The sequence below is a fragment of the Parasphingorhabdus sp. genome (genome assembly GCF_059726685.1).
In genome coordinates this window covers 1,865,419-1,882,141 of the sequence record NZ_AP041068.1, presented here as the reverse complement: position 1 = coordinate 1,882,141, position 16,723 = coordinate 1,865,419, and the positions used below count along the sequence as shown (strand labels likewise).

14 protein-coding genes and 1 pseudogene are annotated in these 16,723 nt (G+C 53.8%); 8 read left to right on the top strand and 7 right to left on the bottom strand.

Annotated elements, in window-relative coordinates; translation table 11 throughout:
* Positions 1-35: 35 nt before the first annotated feature.
* A complete protein-coding gene (locus AC6I9Z_RS09280) occupies positions 36-926 on the top strand; it encodes an alpha/beta fold hydrolase (RefSeq protein ID WP_461455475.1) in 891 nt (296 codons plus the stop codon).
* Here AC6I9Z_RS09280 and AC6I9Z_RS09275 read toward each other — a convergent pair.
* The gene (locus tag AC6I9Z_RS09275) at positions 923-2,230 is read right to left on the bottom strand and encodes an FAD-dependent oxidoreductase (protein ID WP_461455473.1); all 1,308 of its coding nucleotides are present in this window, start codon (positions 2,228-2,230) and stop codon (positions 923-925) included. The two genes, AC6I9Z_RS09280 and AC6I9Z_RS09275, sit on opposite strands and share 4 nt — an antisense overlap.
* A gap of 312 nt (positions 2,231-2,542) precedes the next feature.
* On the opposite strand from AC6I9Z_RS09275, the gene AC6I9Z_RS09270 reads away from it, so the two are divergent.
* The 3 genes from AC6I9Z_RS09270 (at position 2,543) to AC6I9Z_RS09260 (ending at position 6,500) form a co-directional block, all read left to right on the top strand.
* Positions 2,543-3,310 carry a CsgG/HfaB family protein gene (locus AC6I9Z_RS09270; protein WP_109357347.1) on the top strand — a complete coding sequence of 256 codons (768 nt, stop codon included), beginning with the start codon at positions 2,543-2,545 and terminating at the stop codon, positions 3,308-3,310.
* 78 nt (positions 3,311-3,388) lie between these two features.
* A complete protein-coding gene (locus AC6I9Z_RS09265; RefSeq protein WP_461455471.1) occupies positions 3,389-4,417 on the top strand; it encodes a YncE family protein in 1,029 nt (342 codons plus the stop codon).
* 61 nt (positions 4,418-4,478) lie between these two features.
* Positions 4,479-6,500 carry a GMC family oxidoreductase N-terminal domain-containing protein gene (locus AC6I9Z_RS09260; protein WP_461455469.1) on the top strand — a complete coding sequence of 674 codons (2,022 nt, stop codon included), beginning with the start codon at positions 4,479-4,481 and terminating at the stop codon, positions 6,498-6,500.
* A gap of 92 nt (positions 6,501-6,592) precedes the next feature.
* Here AC6I9Z_RS09260 and AC6I9Z_RS09255 read toward each other — a convergent pair whose 3' ends face one another.
* On the bottom strand, positions 6,593-7,159 hold the full coding sequence (locus AC6I9Z_RS09255) for a metal-independent carbonic anhydrase family protein (RefSeq protein ID WP_461455467.1): 567 nt from the start codon (positions 7,157-7,159) through the stop codon (positions 6,593-6,595).
* 383 nt (positions 7,160-7,542) lie between these two features.
* Between AC6I9Z_RS09255 and prfB the strand changes: the two genes are divergently transcribed.
* Entirely contained in the window at positions 7,543-8,670 is a 1,128-nt protein-coding gene (gene prfB / locus AC6I9Z_RS09250; protein WP_461455465.1) for a peptide chain release factor 2, read from the top strand.
* A 31-nt stretch (positions 8,671-8,701) separates the two neighbouring features.
* Here prfB and AC6I9Z_RS09245 read toward each other — a convergent pair whose 3' ends face one another.
* The 3 genes and pseudogenes from AC6I9Z_RS09245 to AC6I9Z_RS09235 form a co-directional block, all read right to left on the bottom strand.
* Positions 8,702-9,553 (bottom strand): MipA/OmpV family protein, encoded by an 852-nt coding sequence (locus AC6I9Z_RS09245; RefSeq protein ID WP_461455463.1) that lies wholly within the window; start codon positions 9,551-9,553, stop codon positions 8,702-8,704.
* Between the two features lie 38 nt (positions 9,554-9,591).
* A complete protein-coding gene (locus AC6I9Z_RS09240) occupies positions 9,592-10,023 on the bottom strand; it encodes a DUF2141 domain-containing protein (RefSeq protein WP_461455461.1) in 432 nt (143 codons plus the stop codon).
* Positions 9,989-10,739 (bottom strand): annotated as a pseudogene (locus tag AC6I9Z_RS09235) (sterol desaturase family protein). The gene AC6I9Z_RS09240 and the pseudogene AC6I9Z_RS09235 overlap by 35 nt, the downstream one beginning before the upstream one ends.
* Positions 10,740-10,849: 110 nt before the next feature.
* Here AC6I9Z_RS09235 and crtY point away from each other — a divergent pair.
* From crtY to AC6I9Z_RS09220, 3 genes are read left to right on the top strand one after another with little or no spacing between them, the layout of a single operon-like run.
* On the top strand, positions 10,850-12,010 hold the full coding sequence (gene crtY, locus AC6I9Z_RS09230) for a lycopene beta-cyclase CrtY (RefSeq protein ID WP_461455457.1): 1,161 nt from the start codon (positions 10,850-10,852) through the stop codon (positions 12,008-12,010).
* A gap of 12 nt (positions 12,011-12,022) precedes the next feature.
* Positions 12,023-13,543, top strand: coding sequence for a phytoene desaturase (locus AC6I9Z_RS09225; RefSeq protein WP_461455455.1), 1,521 nt, complete (start codon positions 12,023-12,025; stop codon positions 13,541-13,543).
* Entirely contained in the window at positions 13,543-14,472 is a 930-nt protein-coding gene (locus AC6I9Z_RS09220; RefSeq protein ID WP_461455453.1) for a phytoene/squalene synthase family protein, read from the top strand. The genes AC6I9Z_RS09225 and AC6I9Z_RS09220 overlap by 1 nt, the downstream gene beginning before the upstream one ends.
* Here AC6I9Z_RS09220 and AC6I9Z_RS09215 read toward each other — a convergent pair.
* The gene (locus AC6I9Z_RS09215) at positions 14,469-15,251 is read right to left on the bottom strand and encodes a 3'(2'),5'-bisphosphate nucleotidase CysQ (RefSeq protein WP_461455451.1); all 783 of its coding nucleotides are present in this window, start codon (positions 15,249-15,251) and stop codon (positions 14,469-14,471) included. The genes AC6I9Z_RS09220 and AC6I9Z_RS09215 overlap by 4 nt on opposite strands.
* Before the next feature lie 117 nt (positions 15,252-15,368).
* Positions 15,369-16,715 (bottom strand): TldD/PmbA family protein, encoded by a 1,347-nt coding sequence (locus AC6I9Z_RS09210; RefSeq protein WP_461455449.1) that lies wholly within the window; start codon positions 16,713-16,715, stop codon positions 15,369-15,371.
* Positions 16,716-16,723: the final 8 nt, after the last annotated feature.

Here is a 16,723-nt window from a genome sequence, read left to right as displayed (position 1 = left end):
GGATGATTAAAGCCTTCTGCTGTTAGACTTTTTCCATGACAGATACGCCATCATGGAATCCGGACCCCGGCAGCGAGATTACCATTCAATGGATCGAGGCCAATGGTCAGACTTTTGAGGTCGCACAGTCAGGTGAGGGAAAAAGACTCGCCTTGTGCCTGCATGGTTTTCCTGAGCTGCATTATAGCTGGCGTTTTCAGATCCCTTTGCTGGTCGAACAAGGCTACCGAGTATGGGCACCAAATATGCGCGGCTATGGCGGATCGAGCAAACCAGCGACCGTGCGTGATTACGCTCTGGACCACCTCTGTGCCGATGTCGCTGCACTTATCGATGCAAGCGGCGCTGAAGAAGTCACGCTGATCGCACATGATTGGGGTGCGATTGTTGCATGGGCTTTTGCAATCCAGAAAATCCGCCCCCTAAACCGTCTTATCATCATGAATGTACCACACCCAATGGTCGGCAGACGCGAAATCCGCCATTGGCGACAGCTTCGGCGCAGCTGGTACATCTTCTTTTTCCAGATTCCGTGGTTGCCGGAATTTTTGATCTCGCGTCGCAAAGGCGAAGCAATTAGGGGGGCATTTTCCAATATGGCTCAAGACCAAAGCAACTTTTCAGACAAAGTTTTAGATGTTTTCGCAAAAGCTGCCTTGCGACCGGGGTCGCTGACCGCGATGTTGAATTACTACCGCGCATTGGTCAGACATCGAGGCGTAGTCGATCTGGAGGATAGACAACTTGATACGCCAACCCTGATGATCTGGGGAGAGGAAGACAGCGCGCTCAACATCAAATGCACAGAAGGTACCGAACAATGGGTATCTAACCTGGAATTACATCGCCTACCAGGCGTATCGCATTGGGTGCAGCAGGAAGCGCCTGAAAAGGTCAACGCAATTTTGCGGGGCTGGCTGGCCTAGCTTTCCCTCGCCGCAATCATTTCATCAATGTCTGTGAACTTCTCACGCGGTGCACCGCTGCGGGCGTTGGCCACTTCCGCTTCTTCAATTTTCTTCCAGTCGCGAAAGGTGACTGCTTCAACGCCGCGGCGTTCGAACAGCCGATCCAATCCTTTCCGTCCCTCCTTATTATCCCCTGCCCCAATATCTTCGGCTACCGCCTCGATTATCGCAAATCCATCCGGTTTGTTCGTACCAATTGTCCCGGTCGGTCCTCTTCGCGCCCAGCCGACGCAATAGAGACCCGGCAATATCCGGCCATCAACATTGGCAAACCGGCCGCGACCATGTTCGTAGGGTACGCCTTCAATTGGCGGCGTACGATAACCGATGCAGCTGATCACGAGGGAACATTCTAATTCATAGCGTTCGCCAGTTCCTTTAGAACGCAGTTCAGCATCCAGTTCTGTTTTCTCCACAATCAGTTTTTCGACTTTGCCATCACCCTGAATCTCAACTGGCATGGCAAAAAAGTCGAAATCGATAACGACCGGCTTGTCTCGCAACTCTCCGGCGCGGTCAAAAAAACTGCGCAAATGGGTCACTGATTTACGCATACCGGGCTCGAGCATCGCATCTGCACCCTCGTCAGGAAAATCCAGCGTATCAATCACCGGACGCGCGCGTTCCAGATGACCCAGCTCGCCCAATTCTTTCGGGGTCATGGCAATTTGATGAGGGCCTCGTCTGCCGAGCAGCGTAATTTTATCGACATTGCTTTGTTTCAACTGATCAAGCGCATGCCCCACAATATCGCTACCGGTAAACTCGGCTTCAGTCTTGGCCAGAATGCGCGCCACATCCAAAGCGACGTTACCGTTCCCAATCACAGCCACAGACTTGCCATCCAGCGGTGGATCAAGGTCTCTGTAATCAGGATGGCCGTTATACCATCCGACAAAAGCCGCGCTCCCGATAACACCGGTCAAATCACTGCCCTCAATTTCCAGTGGCCGATCATTGGGGGCACCAGTGGCCAGGATTACCGCGTCATAAAAGCTCTGTAGTTCCTCGATACTAACATCTTCTCCCACGGAAACATTACCGGCAAAATGAACGTTATCGCCGAGAGCGGTTTTCTCGTAACGCCGGGAGACGGCCTTGATCGATTGATGATCCGGAGCAACACCAGTTCGAATCAGACCAAAGGGGACCGGCAAACGGTCAATGATATCGATGGTAACGTCGTCACCATATTTTTTTTGCGCCGCTTCGGCCGAGTAATAGCCCGCCGGCCCCGACCCGATGATCGCGATATGCCGCATCCGCATTCCTCCCAGAATCAAGGTTGTTTACCTCTACCTGCATGCTAACGGCATAATTATAAAAGAAAAGAGTTACAGGCTGTACCTATCTTTTTGGTTGGCAGACGGGTCGAAAATAAGCATGTCTAAAACGTGCTATAGATCACAATCAGGGGAGCCTAATACCGTTACAACATATTACAGAACCTCAGAACCGTGATCAGTTTTATCGTCATGCAAATCTTGAGGTCGCGAATTGATCTGCCACTGGTAGGGAATTGACTGATTCAGTTTCGCGCAGTGGGCAGAGTATTTTAAATCGGAGGGAATATCATGTTGAAGAAAATTATCACCGCCATAGCTGTCTCATCAATCGCGCTTTCCGGCGGTACGGCGCTGGCTGCAGGCAAGTCAAAGGGCCAGAAAGCTCAGGAACGCGGTGTTGCTGAAATTCCTGTTTGTTACAAAAAGCTCGGGACCATTGCCATTGTGGAACCGGAACAGCGTTGGTGGGTGAGCTACAAGCTCGGTTCACCGGAAGCACTGATTAAGACCTTTGTCGCACGCTCTGGCTGTTTTGGTCTGGTTGATCGCGGTCGTGGTCTGGCCAGCAGGGCTGTTGAGCGAGCCCTAGCGGATTCAGGCGAATTGCAACGCGGTTCCAATATCGGCAAGCGTCAGGTGAAAGCTGCAGACTATGTTATCGTGCCCGATATAATTTCTGCCAATAACCGCTCCGGTGGCGGTGGTGCGCTGGGCGGCATTGCAGGTGCATTGGGTGGGCGGACATTGGGCGGCCTATTTGGTGGCATCAAGGTCAATAAGAAAGAGGCAAATGTAACCTTGTCGCTGGTCAACGTGCGCACGACCGAAATGGAACGCATTACCGAAGGATATTCCCGCAAATCTGATCTGAAATTTGGCGGTGGAGGCGGCGGCTTCTTTGGCGGCGTTCTTGCTGGCGCAGCAGGCGGTGGTTATACCGATACGCAGATTGGTCGGGTAATGGCCCTGGCCTATCTCGACGCATATACAAAAATGGTGACACAGCTTGGCGGTCTTCCCGAAGACCCTAGCGCCGCTGCACCGCAAGCAGAATAGGGCCGCGGTCGGCTAGGACAAGATCATCCCCGGTACGGCCAAATGCCTTGCCGGGGATTTTTTCAGGAGATGGTAAGAATGAACAAATTTGCAATCGCTTTGATGGCAGCAACGCTGTTCACTTCCTGCTCCGTCTCTGCGGAAAACTCTGCAGCGGATCGTGAAACAATGAGCGGTACGTTGCTGGTGGGCAATAAGGGCGAAGATACGCTCAGCTTCATTGACCTGGCATCCGGTCAGGAGATCTCCCGCGGTGATACCGGTAAAAATCCTCATGAAGTTGCAATCTCGCCGGATGGGCAACTGGCAGCTGTGGTTTCTTATGGCGCGGAACATATCGATATTTTCGAAGTTGCCGCGCAAAGGAAGATTGAAACGATAGCGTTGACGCCAGGCAAAAGCCCGCATGGCATTGTGTGGCTGGATGACGGGCGGATCGTTGCCTCAACCGAAGGCAGCGACAGTATAACGATTGTATCGCCACCTTCCGGGGAGAGCCAGACCCGCGAAGTTACCCAAATTTCGACCGGACAGAAGGGCAGTCATATGCTGGTGGTAACACCGGATAAAAGCCGCGCCTTTGTTAGCAATATGCAGTCCGGAACGGTGAGCGTCCTTGATCTTGTGGAGGGTTCCAAGATCAAGGACTTGCCCGCCGGTACAGAGCCGGAAGGCATTGCCATCACACCGGATGGAAAAACCGTCTGGGTCGCCGACCGGCGCGGCGATCTGATGCGGGTATTTGATGCCGACAGCCTAGATGAAATTACCACAATCAAAACCGGTAATTTCCCGATCCGCGTGGCCATCAGCCCGGACGGCAAAATCGCTGTGACGTCCAATCTTGGCGATGGCGCGCTGGGCCTATTCGATGTTGACACAAGGCTGCCGAAGGGCACCATCGAACTTGGCGGCAGCCGGGAATCGGCTCAAGTCACTATCCTTTTTTCACCGGACGGTAAGCGGCTTTATGTTGCCGAAACCGGACTGAACCGGATTGCCGAAGTTGACATGATCGAAGGCAAGCTGATCCGCCACTTCACTGTCGGAAAGAACGGCGACGGATTGGGTATTGTTCAAACCGTCGAAGCAGATCAAACCGAATAGGGTAACAGCCCGCTGATATTGATGAGATATTTTTCTAGGGTCGCACTTTAGGAAGATAGCAATGCAAAAACCATTTAATCCCCTGCAGGCACGCATGCTGAAAGCGCTCACTCAAACGCTGTTCCACGACACACCGATGGCGATTTCCCCGTCGCAAGTGGTGGAGAACCTTCAGGAGCATTTTTCCAATATCGATGGCGACAAGCCAAAGGAAATCGGGCTGGCGCTCTATGGACTGTTCCTGATCCTCGGCGGCCCCTTCTTTCTGCTCGCACCGCCAAAAATGCGGCAGAGTCTGATCCGCCGCCGCCTGCAGAACAGCCGCGTGGATCTGTTTCAGGATATCGCCCGCACCAAGGGTGTGATTCTGGCTGGCTATTATGGCCACTGGGAACGCGGCGATGAGGAACTGAATTTCGATAACCCAATTTACCAACGGCTCAAATATCTATTGCCGGGCCAACGGGACCGTTCCGCCCCTGGTGAGCTGCCGGTCAGGCGCGAACCGAGACGCGATCTGAAAGCCGAAGTGTTTATCGGCCATGATGCCATTCCCGAAGAAGTGGACGTCATCGTTATCGGGTCCGGCGCAGGCGGCGCAGTTGCGGCAGCGTCCGTGGCCGATGAGGGACATGAAGTCCTCATCCTCGAAGCGGGTCATAACTACCCCTCGTCCCGTATCACCCATGAAGAAGCCCGCATGACGGCCCGCCTGTTCAAGGATGGGGCGCTGCAAACAACCAAAGATCGCGACGTAATTGTTTTTCAGGGGCGCGTTGTTGGCGGTTCGACAGTGATTAACAATGGTATCTGTCTACGCATGAAACATGCAGGCCTCGTCCATCCGCAAGCAGAAGACGTGTACAAGACATGGGATGCTTTGGGCGCACCGGTTAGCGAAGCGGAACTCACCGTCAGCTATGAGGCGGTTGAAGGTGCGCTGGAAGTTTCCGAAATATCGGCAATATCAGGGCGAAATAACGGTCCCCATTTACTGGATGGCTGGAACAAATATGCGGCGCAATCCAATGATCCGATGGACAAGCAGGCCATATCGGCTTGGTTCCAGAAAAATTACGGTCCCAAAACCCCCGATAGCGAATGTGTCTATTGCGGCTATTGCAACACCGGCTGCCCCTATGGCCGCAAGAAAGCGATGCCCGAGAGTTTCCTCACCCATGCCACCAGCACAGATCGCGATAAACCCGCACGCATACTGGATGGCGCAGAAGCAAACGAAATTGTCTGGAAAGATGGCACGCAGGATGCGCGCGTAGCCGAGGCAGTCGAAGTCACCCTCCGCGACGGCCGAAAACGAACTATAAAAGCGCGCAAGGGCGTCGTAGTGGCCGCCGGAGCACTGGCGTCCAGTAACTTACTGATCAACAGCGGAATCGAAAAATCCGGCGATGAAATATCGTTGAACATCGCCTGCCCGGTCGTCGCCTTGATGCCTGAAGGACACGAGATGAATGTCTGGAACGAGGACCAGATGGCGACCTATGTTGATCGCGGTGACTATCTGATCGAAAGCCATTTCCAACCTCCCATGAGCATGGCAACTTTGGTCCCCGGATGGTTTGATGAACATTTCCGACGCATGCTCAACTATAACCGGCTGGTATCTGCTGGTGTCCTGTTTCCGGCTGACCGTCTGGGAAAAATGGAGAACGGGAAGCTCAAACTGAAAGTGGGCGAACCGGAGCTCGCTCTGCTTCGCCGCGCACTGGCTACAATGACCAAGGTTCATTTCCTCAATGGCGCGATCGAAGTCTATCCGGCTCTCCTGAAAGGGCAAACCTTGCGCAAGGGAATGAGTGATGCGGAAATTGACGGCTTCTACCTGGACGCCATTGTCGAACCGGACGATGTGGTGCTGTCCAGCTCCCACCCCCATGGTGGCAACGCGATCAATGTAGATCCGGCCAAGGGCGTGGTTGACCTTGACCAACGTGTTCATGGCACAGCCAATGTCTATGTCACCGATGCCAGCGTGATGCCCAGTTGCATACGGGTCAACGCCCAGCTCACCACCATGGCTATGGCCCACCGCGCCATGGCTGGGAAGAAGCGCTTTGGTTAATATGGGTTTTGAGCAGACAGCCCTGATGATGAGGAAGAAATGCCCATTGAGAAACGAGACGCCGAGGTTAGTCGGCGCCTCGCCCCTATCGGTTAGCCTCCAAAGGGAACCGAACTGTGATGTAGGTTGATTTTCAATTCACCGTCATCGCCGCGCACATATCCAAAGCTATATTCTACTTTGGTGTCGTTGCCTTCGGTGTCAGTGAAATAATAGTTACCCATGGCCATCGCACTGTCGCTATCTACAACAGTTCCTTCATTTTCCCAGCGGACTGCGGTCCAAGGGGCGATGGCAAAGCCCTTATCTTCAGACCCTTCCGTACCGACAAAATAACTCATTGCTTCGTCAAAAGTGCCGCGAAACTGATCTTCAGCCGCCAGGGTTGGCTTGAACAATATGGTGTCTGCATCTCCATAAGCATAGAATTTCTTGATATGCTCGTCAGCGGCGGCGCGGAAATCACCTTCTTCTGTGAACGCTTTTCCGATTGCAACAATACCTTCGCCCCAAGCCGTTTGCGCAGCAGCTACCTCTTCGGCGGTTATGGGTGCAGCTGTTTCTGAACTTTCAGCCGCGGCATCGGCTGAATTTGTTTCAGACGTACAAGCCACGAGAGCTAGTGGTGCTGCCGCGAGCAAAATAGCAATTTTCTTCATATTAGTTTCCTTGTTTTACTTGGCGCTAGATTAAACCCAGTGCGGACACATGAACGGACCGCGAGTTGATCTAGCAAAAATACTTTTTCTTCAAGCTCTTGCTGAAGCATTAGCTTGAGAGAATTTGTGTTACACTCCAATTGTTGCACAGAACATTTTTGTCCTGTGTGCCCTGGATATTGACCCGACTGCCCAGAAGAGCAAATAAAAAATATCCAGCGCACTTGATAGAAATCATCGATAATGCACTCTGCTTGTTACCACTGAAAGTCACAATCAAAGTCGCAATTTTTGATGAGGCAGAACAGCTTCTGTGGATCGATACTTTACATCACCACCATATCGTCTAATCGAAGCGCCAAGAGATATTTGGAGACTTTGCAATGCGTGCGGAAGCTCAGGCGCATGTCGACCGGATCAGCGCGGCGCTGGATCTGCTGAAAACCTCGCTTAACTGGGATGTTGCCTTACGGCGGCTGGACGAGCTGAACGCGCGGGTAGAAGATCCGACGCTGTGGGACGACCAGAGCGCAGCGCAGGCTGTCATGACCGAGCGGCGGCGGCTGGATGAATCGATTACCGCGGCGAGGGAAATCCAGCAGGAAATGGATGACGCGCTGGAATTTATCGAGATGGCTGACGAAGAAGGCGACGAAGCATTGGCTGATGAAGGTGTCGAAACGCTAAGCAAACTCGCGGACCGGGCAGACCGTGACAAGGTTCAGGCCCTGCTTTCCGGCGAAGCCGATAATTTCGATACCTACCTGGAAATCCATGCTGGTGCTGGCGGAACCGAGAGCCAGGACTGGGCCGATATGTTGCTGCGTATGTATCAGCGTTGGGCCGAAGCGAGAGGTTATAAGGTTTCTATGGTGGACTATCAGGCTGGTGATCAGGCCGGGATCAAATCCGCTACGCTCGAGATCAAGGGTGAGAACGCCTATGGTTTCGCGAAAACCGAAAGCGGTGTTCATCGGCTCGTCAGGATATCGCCATTTGACAGCGCCGCGAAACGGCACACCAGCTTTTCCAGTGTCTGGGTCTATCCGGTCATTGATGACAGTTTCGAGGTCGAGATTAACGAGGGCGATCTGAAGATCGATACCTACCGGGCATCCGGATCAGGCGGGCAGCACGTCAACACCACCGACAGCGCCGTCCGTATCACGCACCAACCCACCGGAATTGTCGTCGCTTCACAGAATGATCGCAGCCAGCACAAGAACCGTGCCACAGCAATGGGTATGTTGAAAGCACGGCTGTATGAGGCTGAACTGCAGCGCCGCGAAGCCGAAGCCAGCGGTGAATATCAGGCAAAAACCGAAATTGGCTGGGGTCACCAGATCCGCAGCTATGTCCTGCAACCTTATCAGATGGTCAAGGATTTGCGCACCGGTGTGACCAGCAGTGCGCCCTCGGATGTGCTGGATGGCGCACTTGACCCATTCATCGCCGCCGCCTTGTCACAACGCGTTACCGGTGAAACGGTCGATGTGGAGGATGTCGACTAGAAGACCGTCGACATAGGGCTAGCGGTTCAAGCTAAAATGTATAGCCGACCCCGATCGCACCAAAAAATTGGTCGGCATCGCCGCGGATGGATGTAACGGGTGAGCGCTTGGCATCGTCCAGCAGCCGCGAATAACTGCCGAGCAGGATAATCGCAAAACCGCCATTGGCCGCATCTCCGTCCAGGTCAATCGCACTAAAAACGGAAGCACCGACATTTTTCCAACCACCCGTTGCGTTGAAAGTTGGCAGACCGCTCGTTACAGTACCCGCCGGTGAAATGCTGAAATAATAATCAGCATAGTCATCATCCACATGATCCGCGCTGATGGAAAAGCTGACGGCTGCACCGCGGCTAATCGGCCTGAAATAGGTCAGGCGCGGTGAAATGACCCGGCCTTCATGGGCACCAGCCACATCCCAGCGCAGATCGACTTCCGCAGTAAGTGAATCGAACCGGCTGAACACCCGGTTGACCTTCACACCTGCCACCGCGCCCAGCTCAACGGCGACATCCAGTTCGCCGAGCTCTCGCACGACGTCATCCTTAATCCCGTTATTGCGGTCAAAACGCGCACGGCCAACGGGTCCCAGAATAAAATCAACCTTGGCGCCAGCCTGGTCAGGAATGACATCCAGCGCCAGCCCGGGACCGCGCGGCTCAAAATCAATGCCTGCAACGTTGCCCAAAATCACTGGCAGCGGGTTAATGTCATAATTGTCCGAACCATCATAACTGGGCCCGACCGCAACCCCCACGCCCAAAGTTACATAGTCGCCGTCAAAAACAGATTCCCCGCGCGGCGGCCCCTGACCATCCGGCTGAGCGAGAACGGGGGATGAAGCGACGAAAAGGCAAGCTGCAGCCAAGACATGTTTGTACATTTTATTTCCTGAAAACTTGGGGGCGAATTCGGATCATATCATAGAATATATTTCATTTTCACGGCATGGTTTACATTGTCTGCACCAACTGTGAACTGGGCCGATTTAAACTTGGGTGGCCCCATACCGATTTTGGGATTGCGCGAAAAACCAAAGCCTTCACGCGGCAGGAACAAGCGCAAATCCATTTTTCCGTTGGAATTTTCGTCATGAACCAAAGCCACTGCATAAGTGCCCGGCTTCACATCGGTAATCTGCACTGAGCCAGCGTCCGACGCCGCCACCTTAATTTTGCGAGCTTCCTTGTCTTTACGGCAGTCGGGGAAATATTTGGGATTACTGCTAAGACAGACCAGAACGTCACCCTTTTCTGATCGCAGGTTGGAAATGGCAATATCAATGGTTGCTGCAACGACCGGTGCAACCACAGCCTGATTAGCCCCTACTGCGCTGGCTGGCAGCGCTGCCAAAACTCCCAAGCCCGAGATCAGTACCGCAGACTTTATCCCAGAACCGAAAATATAACCCATAATTCCCCCTATACGCACTATGATGTTTTTCATGATGACTGGCTGTTATCAGCCCTTTTCCTAACGGGCCGTTAACCAACCAACGCGGAAATATTTCCCAGCCCATGTGATTGGTTACGCCCATGATTGTCATGATGAGCAGGACAAGTCCCAAAATTCCGACATGAACGGGTATGATAAACACAAGCAGTGGAACAACCACCGCCCCGCTGATCGCTTCAATCGGGTGAAAACTCATTGCTGCCCAGGCAGTTGGCGGCCGACTTTCATGATGAACCGCATGAGCGAGCTCAAACCAGCCGCGCCGGTGAAACAGGCGGTGAGTCCAGTAGAACCAAGTGTCATGCAGAAACAGATAGACCAAAAGCGAAACTGGCAGATACCAAAGCGGATACAGACTGATATCCATGTAAATTTGTGTCCAACCCGCATTTTGCCAGCCCCATGCGACAATACCGGCCGGAATTCCGTAGATCGCTGCGGAATAGAGCGACCAGCGAATTTCACGCGCCATCTGGGGCTTCAGCTTGTCATATTGCCCAGGGCGGGCGCGCTGCGTCAGCCAGGCGAAAAAAACCGCTGGTGATCAGATAGCGCACACCGACAATCAATGTCATCGCTACAGCCGAGATAATTATCGCAGGCAGGTAAGTCATTTCCGGACGCTATGCCGCAAAAGCGCGCCCGACAAGGGTAAAGCGGTTTATTTTCTTACATGCTTTGGGACAGGCTTCCCTGCGCCCTCACCATCGGCTACGGCCTTCTTATGGCAGCAGGAAAAGATTTTGATCTGGCAATAGCAGGCGGCGGACTGGCTGGCGGTCTGATTGCTCTAGCCCTGCGCAAGTTGCGACCGGAGCTATCAGTGGCGCTGGTCGAGGCTGACGATCATTTTGGCGGCAACCATGTCTGGTCCTTTTTTGAAAGCGACATCGCACCAGAGAACCTCTGGTTGATCGAGCCGCTGATTTCCTATCAATGGGATAGCTATGACGTGCGCTTCCCGAAATATGATCGCACTCTGAATACCGGTTATCGGTCGATATTGTCGGAAAGTTTTGATCGAGTGCTTCGCAAGAAGCTTTTGAAGAAAAGCCTTATAACTAGCTCTAAAATAGATAATATTGATACAAATACTATCGCCATGACCGACGGCAAAAAACTGACAGCCAAGGCGATATTGGACGCCCGCGGTGGCGGCGATTTTTCCGCGCTCCAATATGGCTGGCAGAAATTCGCAGGACAGGTTTTGCATCTTTCCAAACCCCATGGACTGGATCGTCCAATCATTAAGGACGCCACCGTCGAGCAGATTGATGGCTACCGCTTCGTCTATTCCCTGCCCTTCAGCTCAACCGAGATTTTTGTCGAGGATACCTATTATTCCAACGGCGGCGATCTGGACATCGAAGCGAGCCATCGACGGATCGCGGATTATGCCGAAACGCAAGGCTGGGACATTGCCAACATTAGCCGCAACGAAGCAGGGCGTTTGCCAGTACTCTATGGTGGTGATTTCGATGCTTTCTGGGCGGCCCATGACGGTATCGAGGCCCGTGCCGGCGCGCGGGCGGCACTTGTTCATCCAGTGACCAGCTATTCGCTGCCTATGGCTGTTCGCACCGCCATGATGGTAGCTGCGTTGCCCGATTTGACGCAGGACAGCCTTGATATAATGCTGCGCGAATATGCGGCAAAACACTGGCAGGATTGTAAATTCTATCATATGCTCTGTGCAATGATGTTCGAGGCGGGTAAGCCCGAGAAACGCTATAAAACGCTGGAACATACCTACGGGAAGAATGAGGATTTGATTGCGCGCTTCTACGCTGGCACGACCACCAGACTGGATCAGGCCGCGTTGCTTTCTGGTCGCCCACCTGTCCCGATCACCAAAGCCCTCCCCATCATGATGAAATATAGATGAGCGCCAAAAGCCATGAACGACGTAACCAAAAACCAGTCCGAATTGTTTAAAAAGGCCGCCGTTATCGGTTCTGGCTTTGGTGGTCTGGCGCTCGCTATTCGCCTGCAGTCAGCCGGTATCCAGACAACCATTCTCGAAAGTCGGGACAAGCCGGGTGGCCGGGCTTATTATTGGGACAAGGACGGATTTATCTTCGACGGCGGTCCAACTGTGATCACCGATCCCGATTGCCTCAGTCAGCTATGGGACTTGACCGGTCATGATATGGCAAAGGATATTGAGCTGATGCCGGTATCGCCATTTTACCGGCTGAACTGGCCGGACGGGACTAATTTCGATTACGTCAATGACCCGGAAGAGCTTTACGCCAATATCGCTGCGATCGAACCGGATGATGTCGAAGGCTATAAACGCTTCCTCGAATATAGTGGCGGGCTCTATGAGGAGGGCTATGTCAAACTCGGCACCAAGGCATTTCTTGATTTCAAATCAATGATCAAGGCGGCTCCGGCGTTGATGAAATTCGAAGCCTATCGCTCTGTCTATGCCAAGGTTTCCGGCTTTGTGCAAAACGAAAAACTGCGGGAATTTCTTTCCTTCCAATCGCTATTGGTTGGCGGAAATCCAATGAAAACCAGCGCGATATACGGCCTGATCCACAAGCTGGAGCGGCTTGGCGGCGTTTGGTTTGCCAAGGGCGGAACCAATATGCTGGTCGCGGCGATGGTAAAGCATTTTGAACGAATTGGCGGCACAATCCGACTATCCGATCCGGTCACCGGCATTGATACAATGGGCGACCGTGCCTCTGGCGTCACGTGTAAATCCGGCTGGAGCGAGACATTTGATGCTGTGGCATCCAATGCCGATGTCATGCACAGCTATCGCGACCTGCTAAGCCACAAGCATCGCAGCGACAAAGTCACGGCTTCGCTCAACAAGAAGAAATATTCGCCTTCACTCTTTGTCGTGCATTTCGGTCTCAAAGGGACCTGGCCCGGCATTCCGCACCATATGATCCTGTTCGGCCCGCGCTACAAAGGGTTGCTAGAGGATATTTATGATAACGGCGTCTTGCCGAGCGACTTCTCCCTTTATCTCCATCATCCTACGGTCACTGATCCGGAAATGGCGCCAGAAGGACATAGCACCTTCTATGTGCTGGCACCGGTGCCGCATCAGGGCAAGCTACCGATTGACTGGGAGGAAATGGGGCCGATTTACGAGAAGCGCATTCTCGACGAGATCGGTCATCGCCTCATCCCCGATATTCACGACCGGATTGTGACCAGCTTTCACTATACACCGCAGGATTTCGGCTCCGATCTCAACGCACATCTCGGCAGTGCATTCAGTCTCGAACCGCTGCTGACACAAAGCGCCTGGTTCCGGGTGCATAACCGGGATGACGCGATCAACAACCTCTATTTTGTTGGCGCAGGCACACATCCGGGTGCCGGTATTCCAGGCGTCGTCGGCAGCGCAAAGGCGACCGCCGAGTTGATGTTTGAGGATATTCTCCAAGACGACTGATGAATCGCGCCAACCTCGTCCTTCATGCCAAAGCCAGTATCGATCGCGGGTCCAAATCCTTCGCGCTCGCATCCAAGCTGTTTGCCACGCAAACCCGGGAGCGGGTGTGGATGCTCTATGCCTGGTGCCGCGAATGCGATGATCTGGCCGATGGTCAGGACCATGGCCACGGCATGTCGGCAACTCCGGCATCAGATAAAACCATTGCGGTCATGCGCATGTTGACCCGCCGCGCAATGGGTGGTGAACAAACCGGCAAACCTGCCTTTGATGCGATGGGCGTCGTGGCGCAGGAATGCCGCCTACCCAATGAGCTGGCCAATGACGTTATTGACGGCTTTGCGCTGGATGCCAAATCATGGCGGCCGCAAAGCGAGAATGATCTCTATCAATATTGCTATCATGTTGCCGGCGCGGTCGGCTGCATGATGGCGGTTGTTATGGGAATCTCCCCGCGCGACGAGGAAACACTCGACCGTGCCTGTGATCTGGGGCTGGCCTTTCAGCTATCCAATATCGCCCGTGATATTGCGGAGGATGCCGCAGCCGGGCGCTGCTATTTGCCGAAAGACTGGCTATCCGAAATGCGGATTGATCCCGATGATTTAATGAACCCCACACGCCAGGATGCTTTGGTTCAGCTGATCGAGCGGCTATGTGATCTGTCGGAACGCTATGAGGCTTCTGCCCGGATCGGTGCAGCGCGCTTGCCTTTCCGGTCACGCTGGGCTGTCTTGGCGGCGGCAGGAATTTACGGCGATATCGCTCGCGCGATTAGGCGCAGCGAAGGCGGTTCACTCAATATGCGGATTGTGACCAGCAAGAGCGCAAAGGCCATGTGGGTTGCAAAAGCATTCGGTCAGGCGCTGTTTAAACCGAAAGGGATAGCTCGCGGCCAGCTCTGGATGCGCCCGCGAAGGCCAGCTTAACTCTGACCTTCATTCTCCGAGAGAAATTTAGCTACGCGGGCAACGGCCGCATCATGAATACCTTGTGAAGTACACAGAACGCCAAAAGCCTGTCCGTGCGTGCCGTTATAGCGCAGCTCTTTGCCATGCGCGTCGGTGACAATGGCCCCAGCTTCTTCGGCAATGACATGGGCGGCAGCAATATCCCATTCGCTGCCCCAGCGTGTCGAAACGACCAGATCCGCACGATCATCGGCCACCATTGCGAGACGCAGCGCAATGCTGTTGGGTTTAAAGACAGGCGTCAGATCAATATGATCCGGTAGCTCTTCGACCGGCAAACGTGCGCCATTATAATTACTGCACTGGCTGGCTTTGAGCAGTTTGCCATTCACCTCGGTATGGCTGCCGGCTTTCGCAGTCCAAATCTCGTCCATCGCCGGCGCGTTGAGTACGCCGAATATTGGCGCACCATTTTGGACCAGCGCGACTGATACGCACCACCCAGGCTTACCCTTCACGAAATCCTTGGTGCCATCGATTGGATCAACCACCCATGCCATATCGCGGCCCGACAGGGACTGGTCCTCCGCGGTTTCTTCCGACAGCCAACCAGCTTCCGGCAGCTGGGCCTCCAATCGTTCGCGAAGAAAACGATCTACCGCTATATCGGCTTCGCTAACAATCTGCCCAGGCGATTTTTCCCATGTCTTGTCAGCGCTTTTACCCGCCTGCCATTGCCGCATGGCTAAATCGCCCGCTTCCCGCGCTATCGCAATAATTTCGTCAAAATCGACCAACCTCAAACAACTCCATTAACCCCAACCTGCTCCAAAAGACTTGGAACGGCAATATTTCTGTCTGATAGGCCCGGTTCGGCGCCGGCACCACTAACGATTTAGCTTTGCCCGGCTTCCTTATCCACCCGCCACCGTCATGCTATCGGTGCGCAAGGTCGGCGCATTGACCGCATAGCGATATTCAAGGTCATCCGCCGGGATAAGGCTGCTAAACATATCTTTGAGATTGCCCGCGATCGTAATTTCCGAAACCGGCGCTCCGATTTCTCCTTCGGTGATCAGGAAACCGCCTGCACCACGGCTGTAGTCACCGGTGACCGGATTTACACCTTGGCCAATCAATTCAGTGACATAGACACCGTGCTTAATGTCTTTAATCAGTTCTGCTTTACTGACTGATCCGGCGTTCATGTGAAGATTGGTCACACTGACGCCCGGCGCACCACCAACCCCGCGCGAAGCATGTCCGGTAGGCTGCAAGCCCAATTGCCGCGCCGACGCGCTTTCCATGATCCACTGCGTCAGACGACCATTATCGATCAGCTTTGTTTTCGCGGTAGGCAGCCCTTCGCCATCAAACGCCTTGGAGCGCAGGCCCCGCTTGCGGTGCGGGCAGTCAATAATGTTGATTGCACTGTCAAATACCTGTGTATCGAGCGCTTCCAGAAGGAAACTGGTTTTGCGGGCAATGCTACTGCCAGCAATGGCGCCAACAAAATGGCCAAGCAGCGAGTTGCTGATCCGAGGATCAAATATCACCGGCATTGCGCCTGATTCAAAATCGACCGGGTGCAGTCGCGATACCGCGCGTTCACCGGCCTCCTTGCCAATTGCTTCCGGCGTATCAAGATCTTCAAAATGGCGGGTGCTGTCATAAGCATAGTCGCGTTCCATACCATCGCCTTCACCGGCAATGACGCTGGCATGGCAGCTATAGCCGCTGGTTGAATAAGCGCCCGAGAAACCGTGACTCGTGGCCAAGGCAACAATCGAGCGGCCAGCGCTGGCACCACCACCTTCACTGTTGGTGACACCTTCCACCGCCCGTGCAGCGTCTTCGGCCTTGAGAGCCATTTCACGCAGCGCGGCGGGATCGGGGTCAACTCCGTCATCGCCATCAATCGGGTGAGGGTCGGATTTTAGGATCAAGTCTTCTGGTGCCAAGCCAGCATATTGATCTTCTGGCGCCTCACGCGCCATATCCATCGCCCGACCAACCAAAGCCGACAAGATTTCCGGATCCATATTGGACGATGATACGGTTGCCGAGCGTTTACCGGCAAAAACGCGCAAGCCGATTTCTTCACCTTCAGACCGTTCGACATCTTCGAGATTGCCAAGGCGCATCGATACCTGTGTCGAAGCATCACAGACATAAATCGCGTCTGCAGCATCAGCACCGGCTTTTTTGGCTTGTGAGATAAGGGCGTCGGCGCGGTCCTGCGCTTCTTGAGGTTCTAGCATGGGCAGGA